General features: G+C 62.9%; 17 protein-coding genes. 1 reads left to right on the top strand and 16 read right to left on the bottom strand.

Annotation, left to right across the window (positions count from 1 at the left end):
• Positions 1-511 precede the first annotated feature (511 nt).
• The 6 genes from DFR50_RS21965 to DFR50_RS21940 all read right to left on the bottom strand — a co-directional run bounded on the left by DFR50_RS21965 (position 512) and on the right by DFR50_RS21940 (position 6,413).
• The gene (locus DFR50_RS21965) at positions 512-1,390 is read right to left on the bottom strand and encodes an N-acyl homoserine lactonase family protein (protein ID WP_113891405.1); all 879 of its coding nucleotides are present in this window, start codon (positions 1,388-1,390) and stop codon (positions 512-514) included.
• A 26-nt stretch (positions 1,391-1,416) separates the two neighbouring features.
• Entirely contained in the window at positions 1,417-1,947 is a 531-nt protein-coding gene (locus DFR50_RS31575; RefSeq protein ID WP_147262846.1) for a hypothetical protein, read from the bottom strand.
• A gap of 71 nt (positions 1,948-2,018) precedes the next feature.
• Positions 2,019-3,641: a flavin-containing monooxygenase gene (locus tag DFR50_RS21955; RefSeq protein WP_113891403.1), complete on the bottom strand. Its 1,623-nt coding sequence runs from the start codon at positions 3,639-3,641 to the stop codon at positions 2,019-2,021.
• A gap of 153 nt (positions 3,642-3,794) precedes the next feature.
• A complete protein-coding gene (locus DFR50_RS21950; protein ID WP_113891402.1) occupies positions 3,795-4,580 on the bottom strand; it encodes an SDR family NAD(P)-dependent oxidoreductase in 786 nt (261 codons plus the stop codon).
• A gap of 11 nt (positions 4,581-4,591) precedes the next feature.
• Positions 4,592-5,578 (bottom strand): transketolase family protein, encoded by a 987-nt coding sequence (locus tag DFR50_RS21945; RefSeq protein ID WP_113891401.1) that lies wholly within the window; start codon positions 5,576-5,578, stop codon positions 4,592-4,594.
• The gene (locus DFR50_RS21940) at positions 5,571-6,413 is read right to left on the bottom strand and encodes a transketolase (RefSeq protein ID WP_113891445.1); all 843 of its coding nucleotides are present in this window, start codon (positions 6,411-6,413) and stop codon (positions 5,571-5,573) included. The genes DFR50_RS21945 and DFR50_RS21940 overlap by 8 nt, the downstream gene beginning before the upstream one ends.
• Before the next feature lie 253 nt (positions 6,414-6,666).
• Between DFR50_RS21940 and DFR50_RS21935 the strand changes: the two genes are divergently transcribed.
• Complete coding sequence (locus tag DFR50_RS21935) at positions 6,667-7,389, top strand: TetR/AcrR family transcriptional regulator (RefSeq protein WP_245428032.1); 723 nt, start codon at positions 6,667-6,669, stop codon at positions 7,387-7,389.
• 58 nt (positions 7,390-7,447) lie between these two features.
• Here DFR50_RS21935 and DFR50_RS21930 read toward each other — a convergent pair whose 3' ends face one another.
• The 10 genes from DFR50_RS21930 to DFR50_RS21885 all read right to left on the bottom strand — a co-directional run bounded on the left by DFR50_RS21930 (position 7,448) and on the right by DFR50_RS21885 (position 20,641).
• Positions 7,448-8,524 (bottom strand): glycerol dehydrogenase, encoded by a 1,077-nt coding sequence (locus DFR50_RS21930; RefSeq protein WP_113891400.1) that lies wholly within the window; start codon positions 8,522-8,524, stop codon positions 7,448-7,450.
• A gap of 50 nt (positions 8,525-8,574) precedes the next feature.
• Positions 8,575-11,133, bottom strand: coding sequence for an ATP-binding cassette domain-containing protein (locus DFR50_RS21925; protein ID WP_210209000.1), 2,559 nt, complete (start codon positions 11,131-11,133; stop codon positions 8,575-8,577).
• A gap of 76 nt (positions 11,134-11,209) precedes the next feature.
• On the bottom strand, positions 11,210-12,421 hold the full coding sequence (locus tag DFR50_RS21920; RefSeq protein ID WP_113891398.1) for a substrate-binding domain-containing protein: 1,212 nt from the start codon (positions 12,419-12,421) through the stop codon (positions 11,210-11,212).
• A gap of 55 nt (positions 12,422-12,476) precedes the next feature.
• Entirely contained in the window at positions 12,477-13,421 is a 945-nt protein-coding gene (locus DFR50_RS21915) for an ABC transporter permease (protein ID WP_147262845.1), read from the bottom strand.
• 169 nt (positions 13,422-13,590) lie between these two features.
• Positions 13,591-14,442, bottom strand: coding sequence for an ATP-binding cassette domain-containing protein (locus DFR50_RS21910; protein ID WP_113891443.1), 852 nt, complete (start codon positions 14,440-14,442; stop codon positions 13,591-13,593).
• A 70-nt stretch (positions 14,443-14,512) separates the two neighbouring features.
• Positions 14,513-15,604, bottom strand: a complete 1,092-nt coding sequence (locus DFR50_RS21905; protein WP_113891396.1) for a substrate-binding domain-containing protein — start codon at positions 15,602-15,604, stop codon at positions 14,513-14,515.
• 87 nt (positions 15,605-15,691) lie between these two features.
• Positions 15,692-16,894, bottom strand: coding sequence for an ABC transporter permease subunit (locus tag DFR50_RS21900; protein WP_113891395.1), 1,203 nt, complete (start codon positions 16,892-16,894; stop codon positions 15,692-15,694).
• A 445-nt stretch (positions 16,895-17,339) separates the two neighbouring features.
• Positions 17,340-18,098: an SDR family NAD(P)-dependent oxidoreductase gene (locus DFR50_RS21895; protein ID WP_113891394.1), complete on the bottom strand. Its 759-nt coding sequence runs from the start codon at positions 18,096-18,098 to the stop codon at positions 17,340-17,342.
• A 60-nt stretch (positions 18,099-18,158) separates the two neighbouring features.
• The gene (locus DFR50_RS21890) at positions 18,159-19,685 is read right to left on the bottom strand and encodes a sugar ABC transporter ATP-binding protein (protein WP_113891393.1); all 1,527 of its coding nucleotides are present in this window, start codon (positions 19,683-19,685) and stop codon (positions 18,159-18,161) included.
• The gene (locus tag DFR50_RS21885; RefSeq protein WP_245428030.1) at positions 19,682-20,641 is read right to left on the bottom strand and encodes an ABC transporter permease; all 960 of its coding nucleotides are present in this window, start codon (positions 20,639-20,641) and stop codon (positions 19,682-19,684) included. The genes DFR50_RS21890 and DFR50_RS21885 overlap by 4 nt, the downstream gene beginning before the upstream one ends.

Raw genomic sequence — 20,641 nt, 5'->3', positions numbered from 1 at the left:
GCCAGCGCCTGCCCGACCTCGTGGCCCGCTTTCGCCCGCCCGAGACCGGGACCCCGATGCCGCCGTTGGTCCTCAATCCCATCCGGTTTACGAATCCCGAGCGCCAATCGCTCGGCGCCGCGACGCCGTTTCGACAAGCGCGCACCGATTCGGCCTGCCTCGGAGCGCCGCGCTCTCCATGCGGAAATTCCTCGCCGGTTTCTCGGTTGAGGAGATTGGCCTGCCGCTGGCAAATCGCGATGCAGCCGTCGCCGATCCAGTCTCGACTTCTCCTACTTCCCCCTCGCCCTCGCCCTCGGCCAGACGCGGACGCGCTGGACGAGGGCGGGCATTCTGTTGCGGGCGCCAATTCCGGCTTCGCCCGCAACGCCCGGCTCGTCGAGGAAATCGCCGTCGAGCGCCTGCAGGCCGAGGCCGAGGCGGCCGCAACCTGCTGCCGACCGCGCATCGAGCGCGCCGATGCGCAACCCGCTCAGGCGGCGGCGCGCGCGCGGACTTTCGTCGCTTGCGCTCACCGCACCCGACTTGGCTCTCCATCCGCGAGCGCTATCTCGGTCACGCGCAATCCGCTCGCTGCAATCCGCGAAGGGAACACAGTCTTGAGTCCCTCTTCGTGGGCCGGGATCACGCGGCGCATCTCCCCGCCGGCGCGCTTGATCATCTCGTCGATCGCCAGCAACATATTGGTCTGACTGCCGCTCCCGAGCCCGACCGGGACATAGTAGGGATCGGCTTCGTTGTTGCCGTGCAGATTCTCGAACTGGTAAATCAGGTCGCCCGCCATGACCCAAACGTCGGCCGAGTCGCGTTTGCCGTCGTTACGAATGACCACGTATTGGGAGCCCGGCGTGTGGCTCTCGTGCGCGGGATAAAGATCGATATGGGGCAGCACGTCTTCGAGAGCGCCCTCGAGAGAAACGAGCCGGCCCTGGCGTGCGAGTTCGACTACGCGCAGAACATCGCCAGGATCGACGGCCTCCATGAGCCACCGGAACCTTCGGCCGATCGACATCGCCCAAACCCATCGCGAAAGCTCCCTTTCCTGAATGAAGAACGTTGCTTTCGGAAAGAGGTCCGTGCCCCCCATGTGATCGAAATGGCCATGGGTCAGAATCACATGCGTGATCTGCTCAGGGGTCAGTCCGCATTCGCCAAGGACAGTGTGCGGGTCGCGCCAATTCGAGATCCCGAACATCTCGGTCAGCTCGCGCCCGTGGTCCACGTCGTTGTAACCCACGTCGATCAATGCCGCGAAGTCCGGTCCTTTGACCAGAGTGTAACAGAAGGGAAGCCGAAGCGTTCCCCGGTTATGGGCGCCGTATACGACCGCGCTCGCCGGCAGTTCTTCGACGCGGCAGTACTCTAGAACCCAAATGGAATACTTGCTCATAATCGCCTCCCTTTCGCTTCTTTTGGTTATCCGCTACAAGGCTCGATCCGACGCTCGCGAAGACCTCGATGGGCCGCGCAGCAGGATTGGCTGAAATCGACGACCTGAAAGCCCGGCAGCGCCTTGCTCCCTGCCAGCATCTCCCGCCACCCTGCCTTCAGCGTCTGATGCGCCCGATCAAGCGACGGCTCGTCAATCCGCAGCGAACCCTGCCGAGCAATTCGCAAGGCCTCGCCAATTCGTTCGCGGGCGAGCGAAAGGTGAAAGTGGTGGTGAGCCGCGGCTGCGGGCGCCTCGATCGCACCGAGGATGTCTTCCGCTTCTTTGAATGCGGTTTCGGCCTGCGCAAGGATCGGCTCGTCAAGGACACGATCTCGCTTGCCAATCGACACCAACACGAGCAGGGCAGCAAGCTGCGCCGCCGCGTTGCGCAGGGCATCGAAACCCGCCTGCGCCTTCAGAACGTAAGTCGCCGTCCGACCGTCGAGAGCGGCGTCGGCGGGAAACGCCCGGAAGCCCTCGCCGTCGCCGATGCGCGTTTCCTTTGCGAAGCGCATTGCCAGAGACCCTCTCTGTGTTCAGCGTTGAGAGGCGCGGCGCAAAAAAAACCAGCGCGCGCCGCCCCGATTCAGGCGCCGATGCCGAAACCGGCGTAACCGGAGTTGACGATCTGGCTCATCTCCTTGATGTAATTCGCCATTCCGTTCATGTAGAACATTGCGGCCCTCGGCTTGCCGGGAATGTTGGTCCCGTTGATCCAGCTATCGGTGCGCGCGAACAAGGTCGCCGCGGCGCCATCGACACACACCTTGACCCACGCCTTTTCGGTCTCTGGCGAGACCTCGACGGTCTTGCCGCCGGTTGCGCGCGCGTGGACCACGAGATCGGCGAACCAGTTGACCTGCCATTCATGCACCAGCGGTTGGCTGGTAAAGGGGCAGAACGGACCGTAGATCATGAAGAGGTTCGGGAAGCCGGAGATCGCGACGCCCGCGAAGGCGCTCGGTCCATTCCTCCATTTGTCCTGAAGCTTCTGACCGTCGCGGCCGGTCGTGTCGATCTTCAGATAGTTGCCGGTGACTGCGTCGAAGCCGGTCGCGAAGATGACGACGTCGAGTTCGATCTCTCCACTGGTTGTCCGGATGCCGCGCTCGGTAAACCCCTGAATCGGGTCCGCCTTCACGTCGACGAGCGTAACGTTCGACCGATTGTAGACCTCGTAGTAGTTGTCGGTCGCGAGCGGCCGCTTGGCGTAGAAATCATTCGGGCAAAGCATCTCGGCGACCTGCGGATCCTTGACGGTGCTGCGGATCTTGTCGCGCATGAAATCGGTCGCTGTCTTGTTCGCCTCCTCGCTGGTCGTCAGGTCGCTGAAGGTCTCGAGCATGAAAGCGAAGCCGTTGCCCCGATCCCACGCCTGCTGATAGAGGCGCTGTCTTTCCGCATCCGACACGCTCAACGCCGGAATCGTGCTCTCCTGGAAACCGAACACGGCGCCAGTATTAAGATTCCACCGGAAGAACTCATCCGGATCCTCTTGTATCGCGCGAAGCGCTTTCTCAGGAAGCGGATGCTGGTTGCCGAGCGGGACGACATATTGCGGAGTCCGCTGCAAGACGTAGAGGTGACCGACCTCGGGCGCGATCGCCGTTATCACCTGAACGCCCGTCGAGCCCGTGCCGATCACGGCCACGCGCTTGCCCTTGAGATCAACGGGACGCTGAGGCCAGCGCGAGGCCGAGATGATTTCGCCCTTGAATGTCTCCGAGCCGGTGAACTTCGGGATGTTGGTCGAGGAGAGGAGACCAACCCCTTCGACGACGAACTGGGCTTTGTATCGCCTTCCATCCGCGGTCGTCAGTTTCCAGCCTGGCGATGTCTCATCCCACTCGGCGTTCACCACTCTCGTGTTGAAGTTGATCGAGCGCCTGAGATCATGTTTGGTCGCGACCGTGTTCAGGTAGGCCAACACTTCCGGCTGCTGCGGATAACGCTCCGACCATTTCCAGCTGCGTACGAGGTCTTTGTCGAAGGAATAACAGTAGACCGTCGCCTCTGTGTCGACGCGGCAGCCCGGGTACCGATTCCAATACCACGTGCCCCCGACGTCACCGGCGTCATCAAAGGCCTGGACGTTGAGGCCAAGCTCGTTGCGAAATTTGTGCAGCGCATAGAGACCGCCGAAGCCCGTGCCGATCACGGCAACGTCAAGCTCGGTGACATCGGGGCTCGAATGGGCGATCTCGGTCATTGAGTGCTTCCTCCGTTATGCGGTCCCATCTCGCCCGGCGAACCGTCTTGCCGAGACGTTGATGTAACCTTGAACATTCTTGCTTTGCGACCACGCCGCGGCCTGCTCCGCAATCCAGCCGTGGAACCCGCGATTAGGTGAATTCCACGACGCCTATTCGCCTTCAGCCAGCGGAAATGCGTCGCTCGGCGCGCCCCAGGCGCAGTATCCTCCGTCAACCGGAAGGGTGGCGGCGGTGATGAAGCGGGCGCGATCCGAGGCCAGAAAGAGCAAGGCCTCCGCGACATCCTCGGCGCTTCCCATCCTTCCCATGGGGGTACGCTTGCGGATACGTCGCTCGTCGATCTTGCCTTCGCCGATCAGCTTCTCGGTCATCGGCGTTCGAATGTATCCAGGCGCCACGGCATTCACCCGTATGCTGTGCGGTCCCCACTCGCAGCCGAGGACCCGCGTCAGCATCCCGATGCCCGCCTTCGCCGCGCTGTAAGCGGTTCGCACTGGCAAGCCCAGGACCCCTGCGATCGAACTCATATTGAGTATGACCCCGGACCGGCGCGCAATCATCGAAGGCGCGACCGCCTTGGAAACAAGGAAGGTTCCGGTCAGATGGACGTCGATCAGGCGCTGCCAATGCGAGAGGGATTGCTCGACGGTGGGCGCAAAGATGTCCGGCACGCCGGCGTTGTTGACGAGAATGTCGATCTTGCCGTGGCGGTCGATCGCCTCGGCGACCATGGCGTTCACCTGCGCCTCGTTGGAGACGTCGCCGGCCACTGCCGAATGGTTCTCGCCGAGGCCGCGCGCCGCCTCCTGCGCAAGCGCGAGGCGCAAGTCGTTGACGACGACTGTTGCGCCCTCACGCGCAAAGGTTCTCGCGGCCACGAGGCCAAGCCCGCTCGCCGCTCCGGTGATAAGGGCCACGCGCCCCTGCAATTCCATCGAACGGCCCCTCAGCGCGCTTCTACGATCGCCCTCACGAATCGCGGCAGGTCGACGCCATACTTGGCTTCGAGATATTCCTGGGAGCCGCACTCGAAGAAACTGTCGGCGAGACCGATCTTGATCATGGGCTTCACGATTCCGGAATCATACAACGTCTCGACCACGAGGCTCGCCAGCCCGCCTGTCGTCTTGTGATTCTCTGCGACAATCAGGCGACGGAACTGTTGTGCAAAGTCGCGGACCGAGCGGGCGTCGAACGGCTTGATCGTCGACAGGTGGAGCACACTCGCCTCCACTCCGGCGGCCGAGGCCGCTTTGGCGGCGTCCAACGCGCGCGCCGACATGTAGCCAGTCGAGATGATCCCGACGTCGCCGCCGCGCCGCAAAAGCTTCGCCTTGCCAAGCTCGAACCTGTAGTCGGCTGGGAGTTCGACCGGAACTTTGCCGCGCAAGGTGCGCACATAGACGGCGCCGGGAATGTCGGCGACGGCCCGCACAACCTGCTTGAGCTCGGTCGCGTCGCAGGGGTCGATGATCGTGAGGTCCGCGATTCCGCGCATCATGTTGAGATCTTCAGTGGCCTGATGCGTGGCGCCATACCCGTTCATCAAGCCCGGCATGCCGGCGAAGATTTTCACATTCGCCTTTGAATGGGCGCCGGCGATCGCGACAAAATCATAAGCGCGTCGGGTGATGAAGACGGAGTAGGTGGTGCAGTATGCGATCTTGCCGGTCTTGGCGAGGCCAGCGGCAACCATGACAAGACACTGCTCGGCCATGCCCACATTGAAAAAACGCGTGGGATGAGCGTCGCGGAACGGCAGAATGTCGCTGTAGCGTCCCATGTCCGCGGTGAGCCCCACAATCTCGGGGCGCTCGGTTCCGAGCTCCGCCAGCGTTCGACCAAACGGCGCGAGTTCCGTGGTCTTGCCGGAGATGTCGATCAACTCCCCCATGCCGCGGGTGCGGCCGGGCGAAAAAGTGTCCTCAGCCATTTTCGCGCTCCAATTCGGCGACGAGCGCATCCCACTCGCTATTGTCGACCCTCACGAAATGCGCACGCTCTCGTTTCATGATGGTCGGCACGCCGAATCCTGGGGTGGTGCGCATGACGATTGCTTTGGGCTTTTCGTCCCGCGCTCTCATCCGAGCCAGCGCGTCGACCAACTCGGCCATGTCGTTGCCGTTCACCTCGGCGGTGTCCCAACCGAAGGCGGCGAACTTGTCGGCCACCGGCTCGATCTTCACCGTAATCGGGCCGTCCGCCTGGATCCCGTTGCAATCGATCAGCGCGACGAGGTTGTCGCATTTGAAGGTCGCCGAGGCCATCGCCGCCTCCCAGGTCGACCCCTCCTCCAGCTCCCCGTCGGACAGCTCGCAGATCACTCTGGCCTCCGAGCCATCGAGCCTGAGCCCCATGGCCATGCCGACCGCCTGCCCGAGGCCATGTCCGAGCGAGCCGCCGACCACCTCGACGCCGGGAAGATCGTCAAAAGTGCTCATTGGCAAGCGTGACCCGTTCAGGCCATAGGTCGGAAGTTCGGCTGCGTCGATATAGCCCGCCTCGGCCAGGGTCGCATACATTGCGATCGAGTAATGGCCTGTCGACAAAACAAATCGGTCTCGCTCCGACCAGGTCGGGTTGGCCGAATCGTAGCGCAACTCATGAAAGTAGATCGCCGCCAGGCAGTCCGCTATCCCAAGCCCTTGGGCGATGTACCCCTCACCCTTACCCCTGGCCATCGCCATCATCTTGCGACGCAGATTGAGCGCTCTCGAGCGCAGACCAGGAATATCGGGCGGGGAAGCCGGGTGGTTCTTAATGGACATGATTGTTACGATCATACCATGATAGGAGAGATCTTCCGCGGCTTGGCCGTGGCTCTGGAGAGAGCTTCCGAGGCGAACGGCCTTCGAAAACGGAAGCGCCCTTCGAACGGTTGCGAACCACGACGCGCTCCTCCCGAGCCGCATATAGCGAGCGTTCGCTCCTTTTATTCCGCTCGCGCTTTTTTTGCAAGGACGCAAGTGCTATGATTTCAGAAGGACGCTGCAACTGCGACAGGCGAGCCGAGAGGGCACCGTGAGTTACCCGAGTCGAAACGGACTGACGGCCAACGTCTCGACGGAGGTCCTGTGTGGGCGCATTTTGGAACGGCATCGCGACGCCATTCGGGTGCAAAAAACCCATATCGCGGTGGCCAATCTCGCCCGGATCATCGATGCGACGCTGAAGCTTTCCAACAGGCAGGGCTTTCAGGCGACGACCCTGCGGGACCTGGCGAAGACGACCGGCCTCAGCATGGGCGGGCTCTATTCGTACTTCTCAGGCAAGCCCATGCTTCTTTCGATGATTCTGAGGGAAGTGGCCTCGACGGTGGCCGACGTCCTCAGCAAGCCGCCGCAAGAGGTCACAATCGATGCAGCCGCGCACCTTCGATGGTTGATTGAATCGCACATCCGCTTGACCGAAACCCTGCAGCCCTGGTTCGTCTTCGCCTATATGGAGGCGAAAGCCTTCCCGCCGGCCGAACGGCGGATTGCAATCGACAGCGAAGCCCTAACCGAGGCCATCATAGCGCGCGTTCTCGAGCAAGGCGCCGCCGCGGGGATCTTTGCCCTGTCTGACGTTGGCCTTACCGCCGCCCTCATCAAGCCGCTGCTGCAAGACTGGTACGTCAAGCGGGCAAAGTACAGAAGGCGCGGCATTTCGATCGACACCTATATTGCGGCGGTCATCAGTTTCGTCACCGCCGCGATCTCGGCCAAGGAACCGACGCCGGCTGTCCCAGTCGACCTCGCCTGAAACACCCGGCCTGCGGACCCACTCTCGGGCAATCGTCGCGATCCGGGTGAGCGGTCGTTCAAGCCGCCAAACGTTCGACGCGACGAACAGCTTCCCCAATACCGCTCTCGGTCGCCGTCGGGGTCACGTTGGCGAGATGCGGCGCAGTCATGGTCAGGCGCGCGATCTCGGCCACCTCCTCGTCCGTCGGGCGATCCATGCCGAGTCGCGTGAGCGAAGACGGAAGTCCGATTGCGCGATAGAATCCGAGAAGATCGCGGAGAAAGTCGTCCGGCCGGTTCTCGAACGCGAGCTGGACAAGGAGGCCGTAGGCGACCTGATCCCCATGGATGGCGTCGCGGGCGCCCCGGGCGTTGACGAGACCCCGCGTCATGGAATGGGCAAGGGAGAGCCCGCCGTTCTCGAACCCGAGCCCGCTCATCAGAATCGTCGCTTCGACGACCCTTTCGAGGGCATCGTCGACCCGCTGCCGTTCGACGGCGGCGAGCGCATCGACAGCGTGAGCCCGAAGCGTCTGGTAACAGGCGTCGGCGATGACCATCGCCGTGTGAAGGGGACGTGTGCCGAAAGGAGTCTTTCCGGTTCCCCGAAGGCAACCCTCCGCTTCAAACTTCTTGGCGACGGCGTCTCCGATGCCCGCCCGAAGCAGTCGGGCAGGGGCTCTTGCGATGATGGCGGTGTCGACGACCACCGCCTCCGGACTGCGCGGCATTTTGTCCACGGAAATCAAGGAGTGGGACGCGTCGTACATTGCGATGACGGATGACGTGGGGCTGTCGTTCGAGGCGATTGTCGGGACCGTCACCACCGGAAGGCCGAGTTTGAGCGCAACCGCCTTTGCGGCGTCGAGCGACTTGCCCCCGCCAATGCCGACGGCCGCAGTTGGAACTGCGCCCCCGAGCTCGGCGATCAGATCGTCGATCGCGGCATAGGTGATCTCGCCGGAGAACGGTTTGACGATGGCCGTCACGGAGGCGCGCCCGAGCGTCGCTTCAAGTCGGTCACGGAGAGCTTCCAGCATCAAGGCGTCGACGACAATCAGGGGACGCGGTCCGAACGGAGCGATGATCGGACCCAGTTCGTCGAAAACGCCGGGACCTTGGTAGTAGCGGTGGGGAGAACCGAAAACGCGCATCGGGGGTCTGCAACTCCTAAAGAGCGACTGCTCGTCTGGATCCAGCGAGATCAGGAGCCGCTGGTCGTCCGTCGCTGGACGCCCAGGCGCGAGTACAGAATCGCGGCGACGAGGGTTAGGATTCCCAGCAGCCAGTACTGCCAGGCGGGAGAAAGCCGAACGAAGGTGGTCACGTTGATGATTTGCTGGATCAGGGTCGCTCCCAACAGGGCGCCGACGAAAGAGCCTCGGCCGCCGAACAGGCTGGCGCCGCCCAGAACCACCGCCGTGATGCTCGCCAGCGTGTAATTGACTCCGGCGGTCGGGTCGCCGACGCCGATCTGCGCCATCAGCATCACGCCACCGAGGTAAGTGAGCAGCGAACAGAGAAGAAAAGCGCCGAAATAGGTCAGGCCGACATTGACGCCGACCCGGCGGGCGTTTGCCTCGCCCGACCCAACGGCACGCAGCGTCAGGCCCCAGCGGCTGCGGCGCAAGCCATATTCGAGCAGCGCAGCAAGAGCCACGCAGGCGAGGAAGGCGACCGGCACGAAACCGATATGGCTCTCGATCACGGCGGCGACGTCCGAATTGAACAGACCGTCAGGAACCGGGCGCAGGAGCAGAGAGACGCCCTGCAGTCCCATATACGTCGTCAGGGTCGCGATGACCGGCGTAATCCGAGCCCGGCGAGTGAGAAACCAGTTTGTGCACCCGACCGCGGCGGCGACGAGGAGCGACAGCAGAAAGCCCCCGACAATGGACGGTACGGATACGCCGTCGTTGACCAGGAATGACGCGACCACCACCACGAGCCCGGTCAGCGGCCCGACCGAAAGGTCGATTGCTCCGACCAGGAGGATGACCAGTTGTCCGAGCGAGACAAAGGTCGTCGCGGTCAGGAGCGTCAGCATGTTGGAGAAATTGCGGCTGGTCAGGTAGTACGGGCTGATGAACGAAGCGAAGGCGCCGAGCGCCAAAATCGCCACGAGCAAAACGAGGCTCGGCGCATAGTCTCCCTGGAGGAAGCTCATGAGAGGAGACGCTCGCCGCGCGGCGGCGCCGCGGGTGCGCAGCGCCGTCGCCGTCAGCGCCGCTTCGGTAATGTTTCGTTCGACCACCTCCGCGCCCGACAGCTCCGCGATCACCGAGCCGCGCGAAAAAATCAGGACGCGGTCGCACAAGCCCTCGAGTTCCATCGCGTCGGCCGACGCAATGACCACGCCGCGGCCGCCCGAGGCGGCGGCGCGAAGAATCGTGTAGATCTCGAAGCGGGCGCCGGCGTCGACCCCTTGAGACGGCTCGTCAGCGAGCAAGACCGCCGGCTGGTCCATGAGGCACCTTGCAATCACCACCTTTTGCTGATTGCCGCCGGATAAATTCTGGATCTGCGTCTCGAGTCGTGGAGTCTTGATCGACAGAGCCGCAACCTGGTTGTTGATCTCCGCGAGCTCACGACGGCGATCGATCACGCCAAAGATCGCGTTCCGGGCAAGCGCGATCAGCCCGATATTCTTTCCCACCGAAAGCGACAGCATGAGCGCCTCGCGATGGCGCTCGCGGGGCACATACACGAGCGCAGCCCGGCGAGACTCCGCCGGGCTCGAGACATTGCGCGTCTCGCCATTGACCCGGACCTGCCCCGAGGACGGGACGAGGCCAGCGAGCGCCCGCAAAAACTCGCGCTGGCCATTGCCCTCGATCCCGGCGAGCCCAATGATCTCGCCGCGCCGGGCATGGAGCGTGACCGCGTTGAATCCGGCGCCCGACAGCCTATCGACGGCAAGCACCGGCTCGGCCTCGGCGTCGATCATCGCGGCCTTGGGCGGAAAGGCGGATTGAAGCGTGCGCCCGACCACGAGATTGACGATCTGCTGAACGTCGAGATCCGTAACGTTGAACGTGCCGCGGATCTCGCCGTCCCTCAGGACGGTCACCCGGTCTGCGATCGCCTTGACCTCGTGGATCCGATGCGAAATGTAGATCACGGTGCAGCCGGCGGCCGTTGTCGCTCGAATCCTGCGAAACAGAAGCTCGATTCCGTCGCGATCCATGTGTTCGGTTGGTTCGTCGAGAACGAGCACCCGCGGATTGAAGGATGTCGCTTTGATCAGCTCGACGAGGTGCTGTTCGGACATCGACAGGCTTTTGATGCGCGCGTTGGGCGAAAACTCGGCGTCCCATTGCGATAGTCGCTCGCGCACCCAGGCGGCGCGACCGCGGATCTGGGACCGAACCGCCGACGGCATCGCCAGGATCAAGTTTTCGGCGACTGTCAAATCCGGCAACAAAGCCGGGTGTTGGTGGACAAGCGCCAAACCACGCTGTGTGGAATTTGCCGAGGAGAAAACCTCGACCATCGCGCCGTTGATCTCGACCGCGCCAGCGTCCGGAACGACGTCGCCAGCCGCTACGCCCATCAAGGTCGACTTTCCGGCCCCGTTCTCCCCGACGAGCGCGTGCACCTCTCCGGCCAGGCTTTCGAACGACACATTCTTCAGGGCGACAACGCCCGAAAAGCGCTTGGTGACCTTACTCAGGCGCAACGTGACGGAAGGCGCCGCGCGTTCGGGCGCAACGCCGTCGTCCTGATCCTGCCCTGCCCCGGGTTGCGACATCCCACCGTGCACGCGTGGCCCCATCCTCATCGGTTCGAATTCGAGACACGGCGGCGTCTCCAGGAGAGGCCGCCATGACCCTCATCCGTTACTGCGCGAAAACCGCCTTCAGTTTGTCCGGGGGCAGTTGCGAAGAGAAGATCGCGTCCGGCGGCAGGCTCGAATCGCACTTCGGCGGCAACTTCGGATCGGTCGAATCCTCGACGATCGGCTGATTGACGATCGAGGGCTCCGGATCGTCGACACCCTCGGCTTTTGCGACCGCCTTGCGCAGAGCGACGCGAACCAGCCATGTGCGCGAACTGACCGTCATCATCTGATAGTTGGGATTGGCCGCCTTGTTTTCCTGCCACAGGCAGGCGAACTCGTTGGCGTCGTTGGCCGCCCACGGCACGAGGGGGTGCTTGGCGTTGATGAAGGCGCGGATGCCGCCGACGGAACCCCCGCCGTAATCAGAAATGATCGCGTCGATCTGCGGATAACGTGTGAGCAGGCCCGACACGACCTTCTGCGTCTCCGCCGGGTCCCAGTTGGTATCCACCGGTCCGCCGCCGAGCAGTTCGATCTTCGGAAAGTCGGCAAAAACCTTCTTGATTCCCTCGAGTTCGGCCTGGCTTTGCAGGTTGCCCGGAGTGCCGCCCAGAAAGACAACCTTTCCTTGACCGTTCAGGGTCTTTGCGACCCATTTCGCCCAAGTGGAGCCGTCGCTCGGCGTATTGGGCGCGACGAAGTCGAGATAATCGACTCCCGGCTTTCCGCCCGGCGACGCGGTGTAGGCGACGATCGCAACGCCTGCTTTGTGGGCCGCGCGAATAGCCGGCAGCATGGCGGGCCCTGCGTCAGGGAACACCACGATCGCCTCCACGCCCTGGGCGACGAGGCTCTGGATGTCCGAAATGGTCTTCTGGGGATTGTTCTGCCCGTCGGCGTAGAGGACCTCTTTGATGTTGGGACACTTCTTCGCCTCGTCTTCATATTCGGCGCGGGTTATGCGCCGCCATGAATTGCCGCCGAAACCGTCGACCAGGGCGACGCGAATCGGCTTTGTGCCGCAGACCTTGTCCATGGTCACGAGTTCGTCGACGTTTCCGACTCGACCGACCGTGGCCATCATCTTGTCTTGCGACCATGCGGCTCCGGTCGGCGCAAGGCCGAGCGCCAGAACCGCCGCAGCAACAGACGATCGAAGACGCAGGCCGATTGCCCCCGCCCTTCCGGTCGTACGACCTCCTGCAATTTCATCCATCATCGAACGCTCCCTTCCTTTTTTCTGAGTTACCTTCCCGAGGCGCCGGGTCATATCCAGCCCCTAACGAAGATCCGTCGCCTGCTGCGCAGGCATCCGCGTGACGCGCTCACCCCGGTCGCAGCCATCGCAACAAGAAACTCTGATTCATCTCGCGAAGTCCCATGCCGACCGCGATCGCCCCGCTCTGAATGAGGAGTTGCACAGCGGTGGGCGCGCCGATCGACAGAACCAACTGGCCGAGTTGTGTAAGGAACAGGGCCGCGATCGCGCTCGCCCCGACATTGCCGACGCCTCCTGTCAGCGCCGTGCCGCCCAGTACGACCGCGGCAACCGACGGCAGAAGATAGGTGTCTCCGATGAACACGCCGGGAGTCTTCAAGAAGGCCGCAAGCAGGATGGCCGCGATCGCGTAGCAAACCCCGGCCAAAACATAAGAGCCGACTTGATAGCGCAAGACACGGATGCCGGCCGCAAGCGCCGCATCGGGATTGTCTCCGACAGCCTCGAACCGCCGGCCGCTGACCGTCAACAAAAGCATGGCCTGGGCAATCGCGATCAAGACGACCGTCAGGACAACGGTATTGGGCAAGCCAGCGGTCGTCGCGAGCGCCCATTGATTGAGCGCGCCCGCGGCGCCGGTCGGCGAGCCGCCGGAATACCATTGCACAAAGCCCAGCAGCAGCGCGTTGACGCCGAGCGTGGCGACGAACGGCGCGACCCCGAACAGCGCAACTGTGAGCCCATTGACGAGCCCGACGACGGCGCCGCCAAACAGGGTGAGGGCGATTGCGACCGGGACCAGAGCGTCCGACTGGTTTGGGAATTTGGTGACGAGAAGAGCGCACAAAGAAATCGCGCCGGGGATCGAAAGATCAAGACCGCGCTGCTGTACGACCAGGGTCTGCCCGACGGCAACGAGCGCCAGAATCGCGGCAAATGGCAGCATCGAGAAGATCGCTGCCTGAGAAAGACTGCCAGAAGCGATAAATGGGCTCACCCCCAACAGAATTGCCGTTGCGACCCAAATGGCCGAGAACCGCCCCAGCCTCAAGATGTCCTCCCCAACTGTGTCGTTAATGTTGACAAACACAGCTTGGCGGCGCGGCGATAGGACGTCAAGCCGTCGCACGCGTTGTGTTCCTGAGGCGATGACCGCGGCACGAGGGTGTGAACCCGCGGACCTTGCATCGGATCGATCTGCCGAAAGCCCTCCGCCCCGGTCATTCTCTCGCCATCCGATTTGCTGAAGTGTCGCTGCGGACGTCTCCCCGGGCAAAGTGCTGTACGCCAGTAATGGCGGCGACGAGATCGGAAGCGTTGATGCCCGTTCGCTGAAATTCCGCCACTTTGCGTCCCAGGCGCAAAACGACGATGCGGTCGGCGACCTCGAGAACAACGTCATGAAGGTCGTGCGAGATCACGATGACCGAGCGGCTCTCCGATTTCAGTCGCTTTATCAGGCGGACGACTCCTTGGCGCTGTTCCACCCCGAGCGCCGCAGTCGGCTCATCGAGAAGCACCACCCTGGGATCGCGAAGGATGCAGCGACAAATGGCGATGCCCTGTCTCTGGCCGCCGGAGAGGCGGCCGACCGGACTGCGAAGAGAGCGGATCGTCGCCACTCCGATATCGCGCAAGGCTTCTCGCGCAGTGCTCTCCATGAGGGCATGATTGAGTCGTCGCCCGGACCGCAGTGAGGTGATCTTCTCGTTTCCGAGGAACAGATTCTGGACCGTGTCGAGGTTGTCGCACAAGGCGAGATCTTGATAGACTGTTTCGATGCCGACACGGCTCGCATCTTGTGGCGTTCTGATTTCGACCAGCTTGCCATTGAAGAGGAAAGTGCCCGAATCAGGCGGCTGGTTGCCCGATATCGCCTTGATCAACGTCGATTTGCCCGCCCCGTTGTCGCCGACGATTGCGACGATTTCGCTTGGAAAGAGTTTCAGTTCGATCCGGTCGAGCGCCGTCACGCCGCCAAAGTGCTTGGAGATTCCCCTCAGCTGCATGAGCGGCGCATTGTCGGCGTCGACCGGGGCAGCAGCGTCCCGCCGTAACTCCCTCCCGTCCATCGCCATCACTCCGTAGCCGCCCAAATCGAGCCAAGATCAATGTAAGCGCTGAACAACGCTGGTCTGCTGGTTAGTCCGACGCATGGGCGGCGCACTCCGGCGTCTTCGCGGCCGGCCCGGCGCAAATGTCCTTCCAGGACCAAACGCCAGCCTTGACGACGTCGCCGACATTGGACTTGTCGATCATCGTGACATCGGCGAAGGAGGCCGGAACCTTCGCGAAGCCGTTGTCGAATTCACCGTTGACCACTCCGTCTTCCGGCTTCTTGTTCTGCAGCGCGGCGACAACAAGTCGGGCGGCATCGTCAGCGAGCGTTGAATAGTCCTTCAAGACAGTTCCATTTTGCAGGCCAAGCAGGATATTCTGCAATGTCGTGACATTGGCGTCGCAGCCGCCAAGAATTTTCACTTTGCCGGCCAACCCCTGCGATACCAATGCCGCGAGAGCGCCTTCGGCGGTGCCGTCGTTGGAGGCCACGATTGCCGAAATGGCGCCGTTCGTCTTCGTCAGGCATTGTTCAATAATGCGTTGCGCTTCGGAAGGGTTCCAGTTCGGCACGTAATCCTCACAGACAATCTTGATCTTGCCTGCCTTGATCAGCGGATCAAGCATTTCGTCCTGCCCTTGCTTGGTGGCGCGCTGCCAGAAGTCGCCCGTGTTGCCGTAGAGACGTGCGACTGGGGTGGCATTGCCGTCGGAGAGGGCGGCGACGGCGTTCTTGCCCTGCGCCTGGCCTGCTTTGAGCGCTCCAAAGCCCGTGTAGTAGGTCAGAGGGCCGCCGCTCGCCTCATGCTCGTAAGCGATCAACGGAACCTTGGCCTTGTCCGCGGCGAACAGGATCGAACTGGCGAGAGACGGGTCCGCCGCCGTCAAGACGATCGCCTTGGCTCCGCCGGTAATGGCGGCCTCGGCCTGCGCCTGCTGCTCTCCGGGATTACTTTCCCCGTTGACCAGTTCGACCTTCACGTTTGGCGCGTACTTCTTCATCGCCGCGACAAAATCTGGCCCATCCTTTTGCACGAACCGAACTGTCGTGAAGTTCGGCAGCATGAAATAGACTGTTCCGGTGAGGGACGGATCCGAGTCCGTCGCGAGCGCTGGAGCCGCCGCCATACAACTCGCCGTGAACGCCGCCGCCAAAGCCTTCGTCAGTCGCGTCATCAGTTCCTCCTGTTCAGCCGGGACTCCCGGTTTCAACTGGGCCCCTGCACGTTATTTTTGCTTCCTCAACGCTCTCGCTTTGAGGGATCACCGCGCATCGTTGGCGAATTTGTTGGCCACCGAATCCACCGAAGTCGCGAGCACCAGGACCAGGCCTTGGGTTGCGAGCTTCACTTCCGTTCCGAGTCCGAGCAGGTCGATGCCGTTCGAAATGCTGGTGATCGCCAGAGCGCCAAAGAGCGCCGACCAGGGCGAGCCGCGGCCGCCGAAGAGACTGGTGCCCCCGACGACTGCGGCGGTAATCGCCTCGAGGAGCAGCGTTCCCATACCCGAGGACTGTGCAGACACCCCGAGAAGGCGGGAAGCGCCGACGATGCCCCCGAAAGCCGCGAACATGCCGCAAATTACGAAGGCCGCGATTCGAATGCGGTCGACGTCGATGCCGGCGCGCGCGACGGCGCTTGGGTTACCGCCGGTTGCGTACAGGTAAAGACCAAATTTCGTGTGCGAGCCGATGTAGACGAGTACGATGATCGGCACGACGAACAGCAGCAGAGCGATCGGCACGCCGTTGTGCATGTTGAGCGCTCCGACGACAACGGCGAGGCCGACCATGACAAGAAAGGTCGGCAGTACGACGCTGCGCACGCTCGCCTCCAGGCCTGCGTCGCGGGATTCCACGAACGCCGACAGCCGAAACGCTGCGAAGGCGAGGACGGCGAAGATCACGAGGGCCCAGCTCAAACCCGCAGGGAGATAGGCTCCGGCCAATACGACGATGTCGGTTCCGTAGAGATTGATTTGTCCCGTTACCGGCAAGAGATGCAACTGAAGCGCGGCGAGAGCCAGCGACACGCCGAACGTCACGAGGAATGCCGGCGTGCCGGTCCAGGTGATCCAGCGGGCCTGAAGAAATCCGACGCAGCCCCCGAACAGAACGCCCGCGGCGATCGCAAGCCAGACCGAGACCCGCTCCACGAGCAGCAATTGCCCGGTGATGGTTGCTGCAACCGCGCTCATGGCTGCAACCGACATGTCGATCTGGCCGACAAGCAAGACCGGTACGAGTCCCAGCGCAAGCAAGCCGGTGACGACGCTTTGCAGGCAGAGATTCGAGAGATTGCGAGGCGTCAGATAGGCCGGGTTTTGAAGGGCGAAGAAGGCCCAGATCAAGACGATTGCGGTCGCGATGGGAACGTAGCGCCAATCTCCGGCCAGCAACGCCGCGGCGCGCGAAACAAGCGGCGCTCGTCCAGACGGTGACAAACCGCTCACTTGCTCAGCGCTCATGGCGCACTCCCGGCGGCTGAACCCGCCTCGAACATGAGTGATGCACTCACGGCCTCGTTTCCTCGGGCGCCATCGACGATGGCCGTCTCCCAGCGATTTTTCTAGCGAGCGCCCGCTCACTATATTTCAGTTGCCGGTCGTCCGCAACCAGGCAAATGAGCGGGCGACCGGGATTCTGACAGGTGCTTCCGTTCGCGATCGCCCTCGCGCGCTGGCCGCGAGGGCTCAGAGGCGGGCGGATCCCTGCGAGGGCGACGAGACGGCGTTCGCTTTGCCGCCTCGACGCCGCCGGCGCTTGGTCCAGGCTTGGTCTGGACTGCCTGGCGCAGGTTCGGTGAACGGCGGCAGGACAGGCCCCGCGCACCGAATTCGCTGATGCGACCGACGCCGCCACGCGGACGATTTTTCAGACGCCGGATCGCACCGTGCGCCGATGCGCGCCTCTTTACTTGATGGTCCAACCGCCATCGATCAGCATGGCGGCGCCATGCACGAAAGAGGAGTCGTCCGAGGCAAGGTAAAGGCCGAGCTTCGCGATTTCCTCGGGTTGCGCATGCCTCCCCGCTGGAACGGACCTGATGCTCTCGATGACCGCCATATCGCCGGAGGCCAGAATGTCCTTTGTCATGCCGGTTTCAACGGCGCCGGGGCAAATCGCGTTCGCCCGAACGCCGAGCTTGCCGTAGTCGAAGGCGAGTTGCCGCGTGAACCCGATGACGCCGTGCTTCGAAGACGTGTAAGCGGCGCCGCCGCCGCCGGCGACGAAGCCCGCGATCGAACCGAGATTGATGATGACGCCAGATCGGCGCTCCACCATGGCCGGCAGCAGAGCGCGGCAGACGAGAAACATGCCCTTGAGATTGACGCCGATAATGCGGTCCCACAGCTCTTCGCTCGTGTCCGTGACGGAGGCATAGTTGTCGAGGATCCCGGCATTGTTCACCAGAATGTCGACGCGGCCGGTCGCATCGAGAGCCTGTCCGCAGAAATCGGCGACGGACTTGCTGTTGGAAACGTCGCCGGCCAGAGCCAGGCACGCGTCGCCGCCGCCGAGCTCGGACTCCACGCGCTTCGCCGAATCCAGGTTCAAATCGACCGCGATGATGCGCGCCCCTTCACGCGCGAACTCGAGACACATGGCCCGGCCCATTCCCGAGCCCGCGCCAGTGATCAATGCGACTTTGCTTTCCAGTTTCTTTGACATTGCCGCCTCGGATAGTTTCAGGGTTGAAGAGCGCTTCGATCGGAATCCAAAACTGTCAGTTTAGTCGAACGCAACGGCCTGAATTCGGCTCATGATGTCGGCTGAAATCTTGGTGTAGTCCTTGTCGTTTGCGATTTCACTGACCAGCCGGAAGTCCTTCATCAGGAGGATGCGGTCCGCGAGCGCAACCATCTCGGGCAGATCGCTGGAGATGAGAAGGATGGCGGTCCCTTGGTCGGCCAGATTCATGATCAGTTGGTGAAGATAGGCCTTGGTGCGAATGTCGATGCCGACGCTGGGTTCGTCGATGATCAAGATCTCGACCCCGGCCGCGAGCCATTTCGCGATGCTGACCTTCTGCTGATTGCCGCCGGAGAGATTGCGCACCGCCGCATGGCGAGACGCGGCCTTCACGTCCAATCGTCGCAGGAGCGGATCCACATTGCTGAGAATCCGGCTGTCGGACAGCAGGCGAAGCGCGCCCCGCAACCTCGCCCAGATCGTAATCCCGGCATTGGCAAGCACGCTGTGCATCAGGATGACGCCCTCGGCCTTTCGGTCTTCGCTCACGTAGCCGAGGCTGTATCGATGGACGGCGCTGTTGACGTCTCCGATTCGGACCGCGCGGCCGTGGACGCGCAGTTCACCCGAAACAATGGGATGAAGGCCGATGATGGACTTCGCGAGTTCGGTGCGGCCCGCGCCGACCAGTCCATAGAGGCCGACGATTTCACCGCGGGCGACGGACAGGCTGATGTCGCGATGACCGAGACTGGTCGAGACGCCGTCGAGTTCGAGCGCGGGAACCGAGTTCGAGGCCGTCGAGGTAAAGCCGATGCGCGCAGCCTGTTCGAGAGCGAAGTCGCGCCCCACCATCGCGCGCACCAGAGCCGCCCGGTCATAGCCGGCGAGCGGACCACTCGACGTGGCGTTGCGGCCGTCGCGCAGCACAGTCACGCAATCGCAGAGCGATTCAATCTCCTCCAGCTTGTGGCTCACGAGCAGGATCGCGACGCCCTGGTCGCGCAGCTGGCGCAAGACCCTGAACAGCGCCTCCGCTTCATGCGAGGTAAGCGACGCCGTCGGTTCATCAAGCACCAGCACCTTGGACTGCAGCGACAGCGCGCGTGCGATTTCGACCATCTGCGCCTGCGCGGCGGTCAGCGAAGACACCGGCCGGCGCACGTCCAGGTCGAGTTCGAGCCGCCGTAGCCACTGTTCGCCGAGACGGTTGATTTCCCGATAGTTGATCGGCGCGAAGGTCTTCGCGGCGATCCGGTCGAGGACGATGTTTTCGGCGATCGAAAATCGCGGGATCAAGTTGCGCTCTTGGTGAACGACGCCGATGCCCTCGCGACTGGCGGCGCGCGGGTTCACGAAATGGACGATCCGGTCGTCCACCTTGATGGTTCCTTCGTTGGCCCGGTGAACGCCGGTGATGATCTTGATCAGCGTCGACTTGCCGGCGCCGTTCTCGCCGATCAAAGCGTGAATGCTTCCCCGCTCGACCGCCAGCGAGACCCCATTGAGCGCGATCACGCCCGGGAAGGATTTGACGATACCCTGGAGTTCGAGCGCGAGGGTCACAGCGAAGAATATCCGATGGGCAGCAGCGACCGCAGGCTGTTGAGCCCGACCGCGACCAGGATGAGTCCCCCGAGGACCAGCTGGACGTAAAAGGGATCGACGGCGAACAGCACCAGGCCTTGGGTAATGAGCGCGACAATGACAACGGCGAGGAGCGTTCCGACGATGCTGACATGGCCCCCGGTCAACGCGACGCCGCCGATCACCGGCGCCGCGAAGGAGGAAATCAACCAGTCCTCGCCGATCGTCGGCTGCCCGAGTTGCAGGCGCGCGACAGCCACCATCCCGGCGAGGCCCGCAAGCGCTCCCGACATCACGTGGGCGGTGATGACCGCCCGCTTGTTCGATATGCCCGACAGTTCGGAGGCGCTGCTGTTGCCGCCGACCGCCAGGATCTGTCGTCCAATGGGCAGACGATAGAAGATAAAGGCGACGACCGCCGTCGCCATCACAGTCGGAATCAGCACGGCCGGAATGGGTCCGCCGATCGAGGCGTTGCCGAAGGCGCTGACGATCCTGTCGATGTGGTAGAACGGCTGCGCCTTGGTGAGCGCGAGGTTCAGTCCCTTGAACATCGCCAATGTGGCGAGCGTGACGATGAAGGCCGAAAGCTCGAATTGCGCGATCAGGATCCCGTTCAGCGCGCCCGCAAGCGCCCCGAGCGCGAGACCAGCCATGAGGCTCGGCGCGGCCGACCAGTGCCATACATCCATCAGTCCGGCGAACGATACGGCCACGAGGCCGCCGACCGAGCCGAGCGAGAGGTTGAGCTGGCCGACCGCGAGGGTGACCATCTGCCCGAGCGCGATCAGCGTCGCGAGGGCGAAGGTGCTCATCAATACGAAGAGGTTGAAAGGAGTGAGGAACGAGGGCCGAAGCGTGGCCATGACCACAAACCCGAGGACGGCGATCACCGCGAGCCCGAGCCATTCCTGGCGCAATATCGATTTCGCCAA

Origin of the sequence: Roseiarcus fermentans (assembly GCF_003315135.1) — a bacterium.
In the GTDB taxonomy this organism is placed as follows: domain Bacteria; phylum Pseudomonadota; class Alphaproteobacteria; order Rhizobiales; family Beijerinckiaceae; genus Roseiarcus; species Roseiarcus fermentans.
This window is presented reverse-complemented; position numbering and strand designations above follow the sequence as displayed.

Coding starts and splice junctions, on each gene's coding strand:
- DFR50_RS21920 (WP_113891398.1), bottom strand. CDS start 12,421: ATGACCCGGCGCCTCGGGAAGGTAACTCAGAAAAAAGGAAGGGAGCGT.
- DFR50_RS21905 (WP_113891396.1), bottom strand. CDS start 15,604: ATGACGCGACTGACGAAGGCTTTGGCGGCGGCGTTCACGGCGAGTTGT.
- DFR50_RS21945 (WP_113891401.1), bottom strand. CDS start 5,578: ATGGCTGAGGACACTTTTTCGCCCGGCCGCACCCGCGGCATGGGGGAG.
- DFR50_RS21900 (WP_113891395.1), bottom strand. CDS start 16,894: ATGAGCGCTGAGCAAGTGAGCGGTTTGTCACCGTCTGGACGAGCGCCG.
- DFR50_RS21895 (WP_113891394.1), bottom strand. CDS start 18,098: ATGTCAAAGAAACTGGAAAGCAAAGTCGCATTGATCACTGGCGCGGGC.
- DFR50_RS21940 (WP_113891445.1), bottom strand. CDS start 6,413: ATGTCCATTAAGAACCACCCGGCTTCCCCGCCCGATATTCCTGGTCTG.
- DFR50_RS21930 (WP_113891400.1), bottom strand. CDS start 8,524: ATGCGCGTTTTCGGTTCTCCCCACCGCTACTACCAAGGTCCCGGCGTT.
- DFR50_RS21955 (WP_113891403.1), bottom strand. CDS start 3,641: ATGACCGAGATCGCCCATTCGAGCCCCGATGTCACCGAGCTTGACGTT.
- DFR50_RS21910 (WP_113891443.1), bottom strand. CDS start 14,442: ATGGACGGGAGGGAGTTACGGCGGGACGCTGCTGCCCCGGTCGACGCC.
- DFR50_RS31575 (WP_147262846.1), bottom strand. CDS start 1,947: ATGCGCTTCGCAAAGGAAACGCGCATCGGCGACGGCGAGGGCTTCCGG.
- DFR50_RS21950 (WP_113891402.1), bottom strand. CDS start 4,580: ATGGAATTGCAGGGGCGCGTGGCCCTTATCACCGGAGCGGCGAGCGGG.
- DFR50_RS21965 (WP_113891405.1), bottom strand. CDS start 1,390: ATGAGCAAGTATTCCATTTGGGTTCTAGAGTACTGCCGCGTCGAAGAA.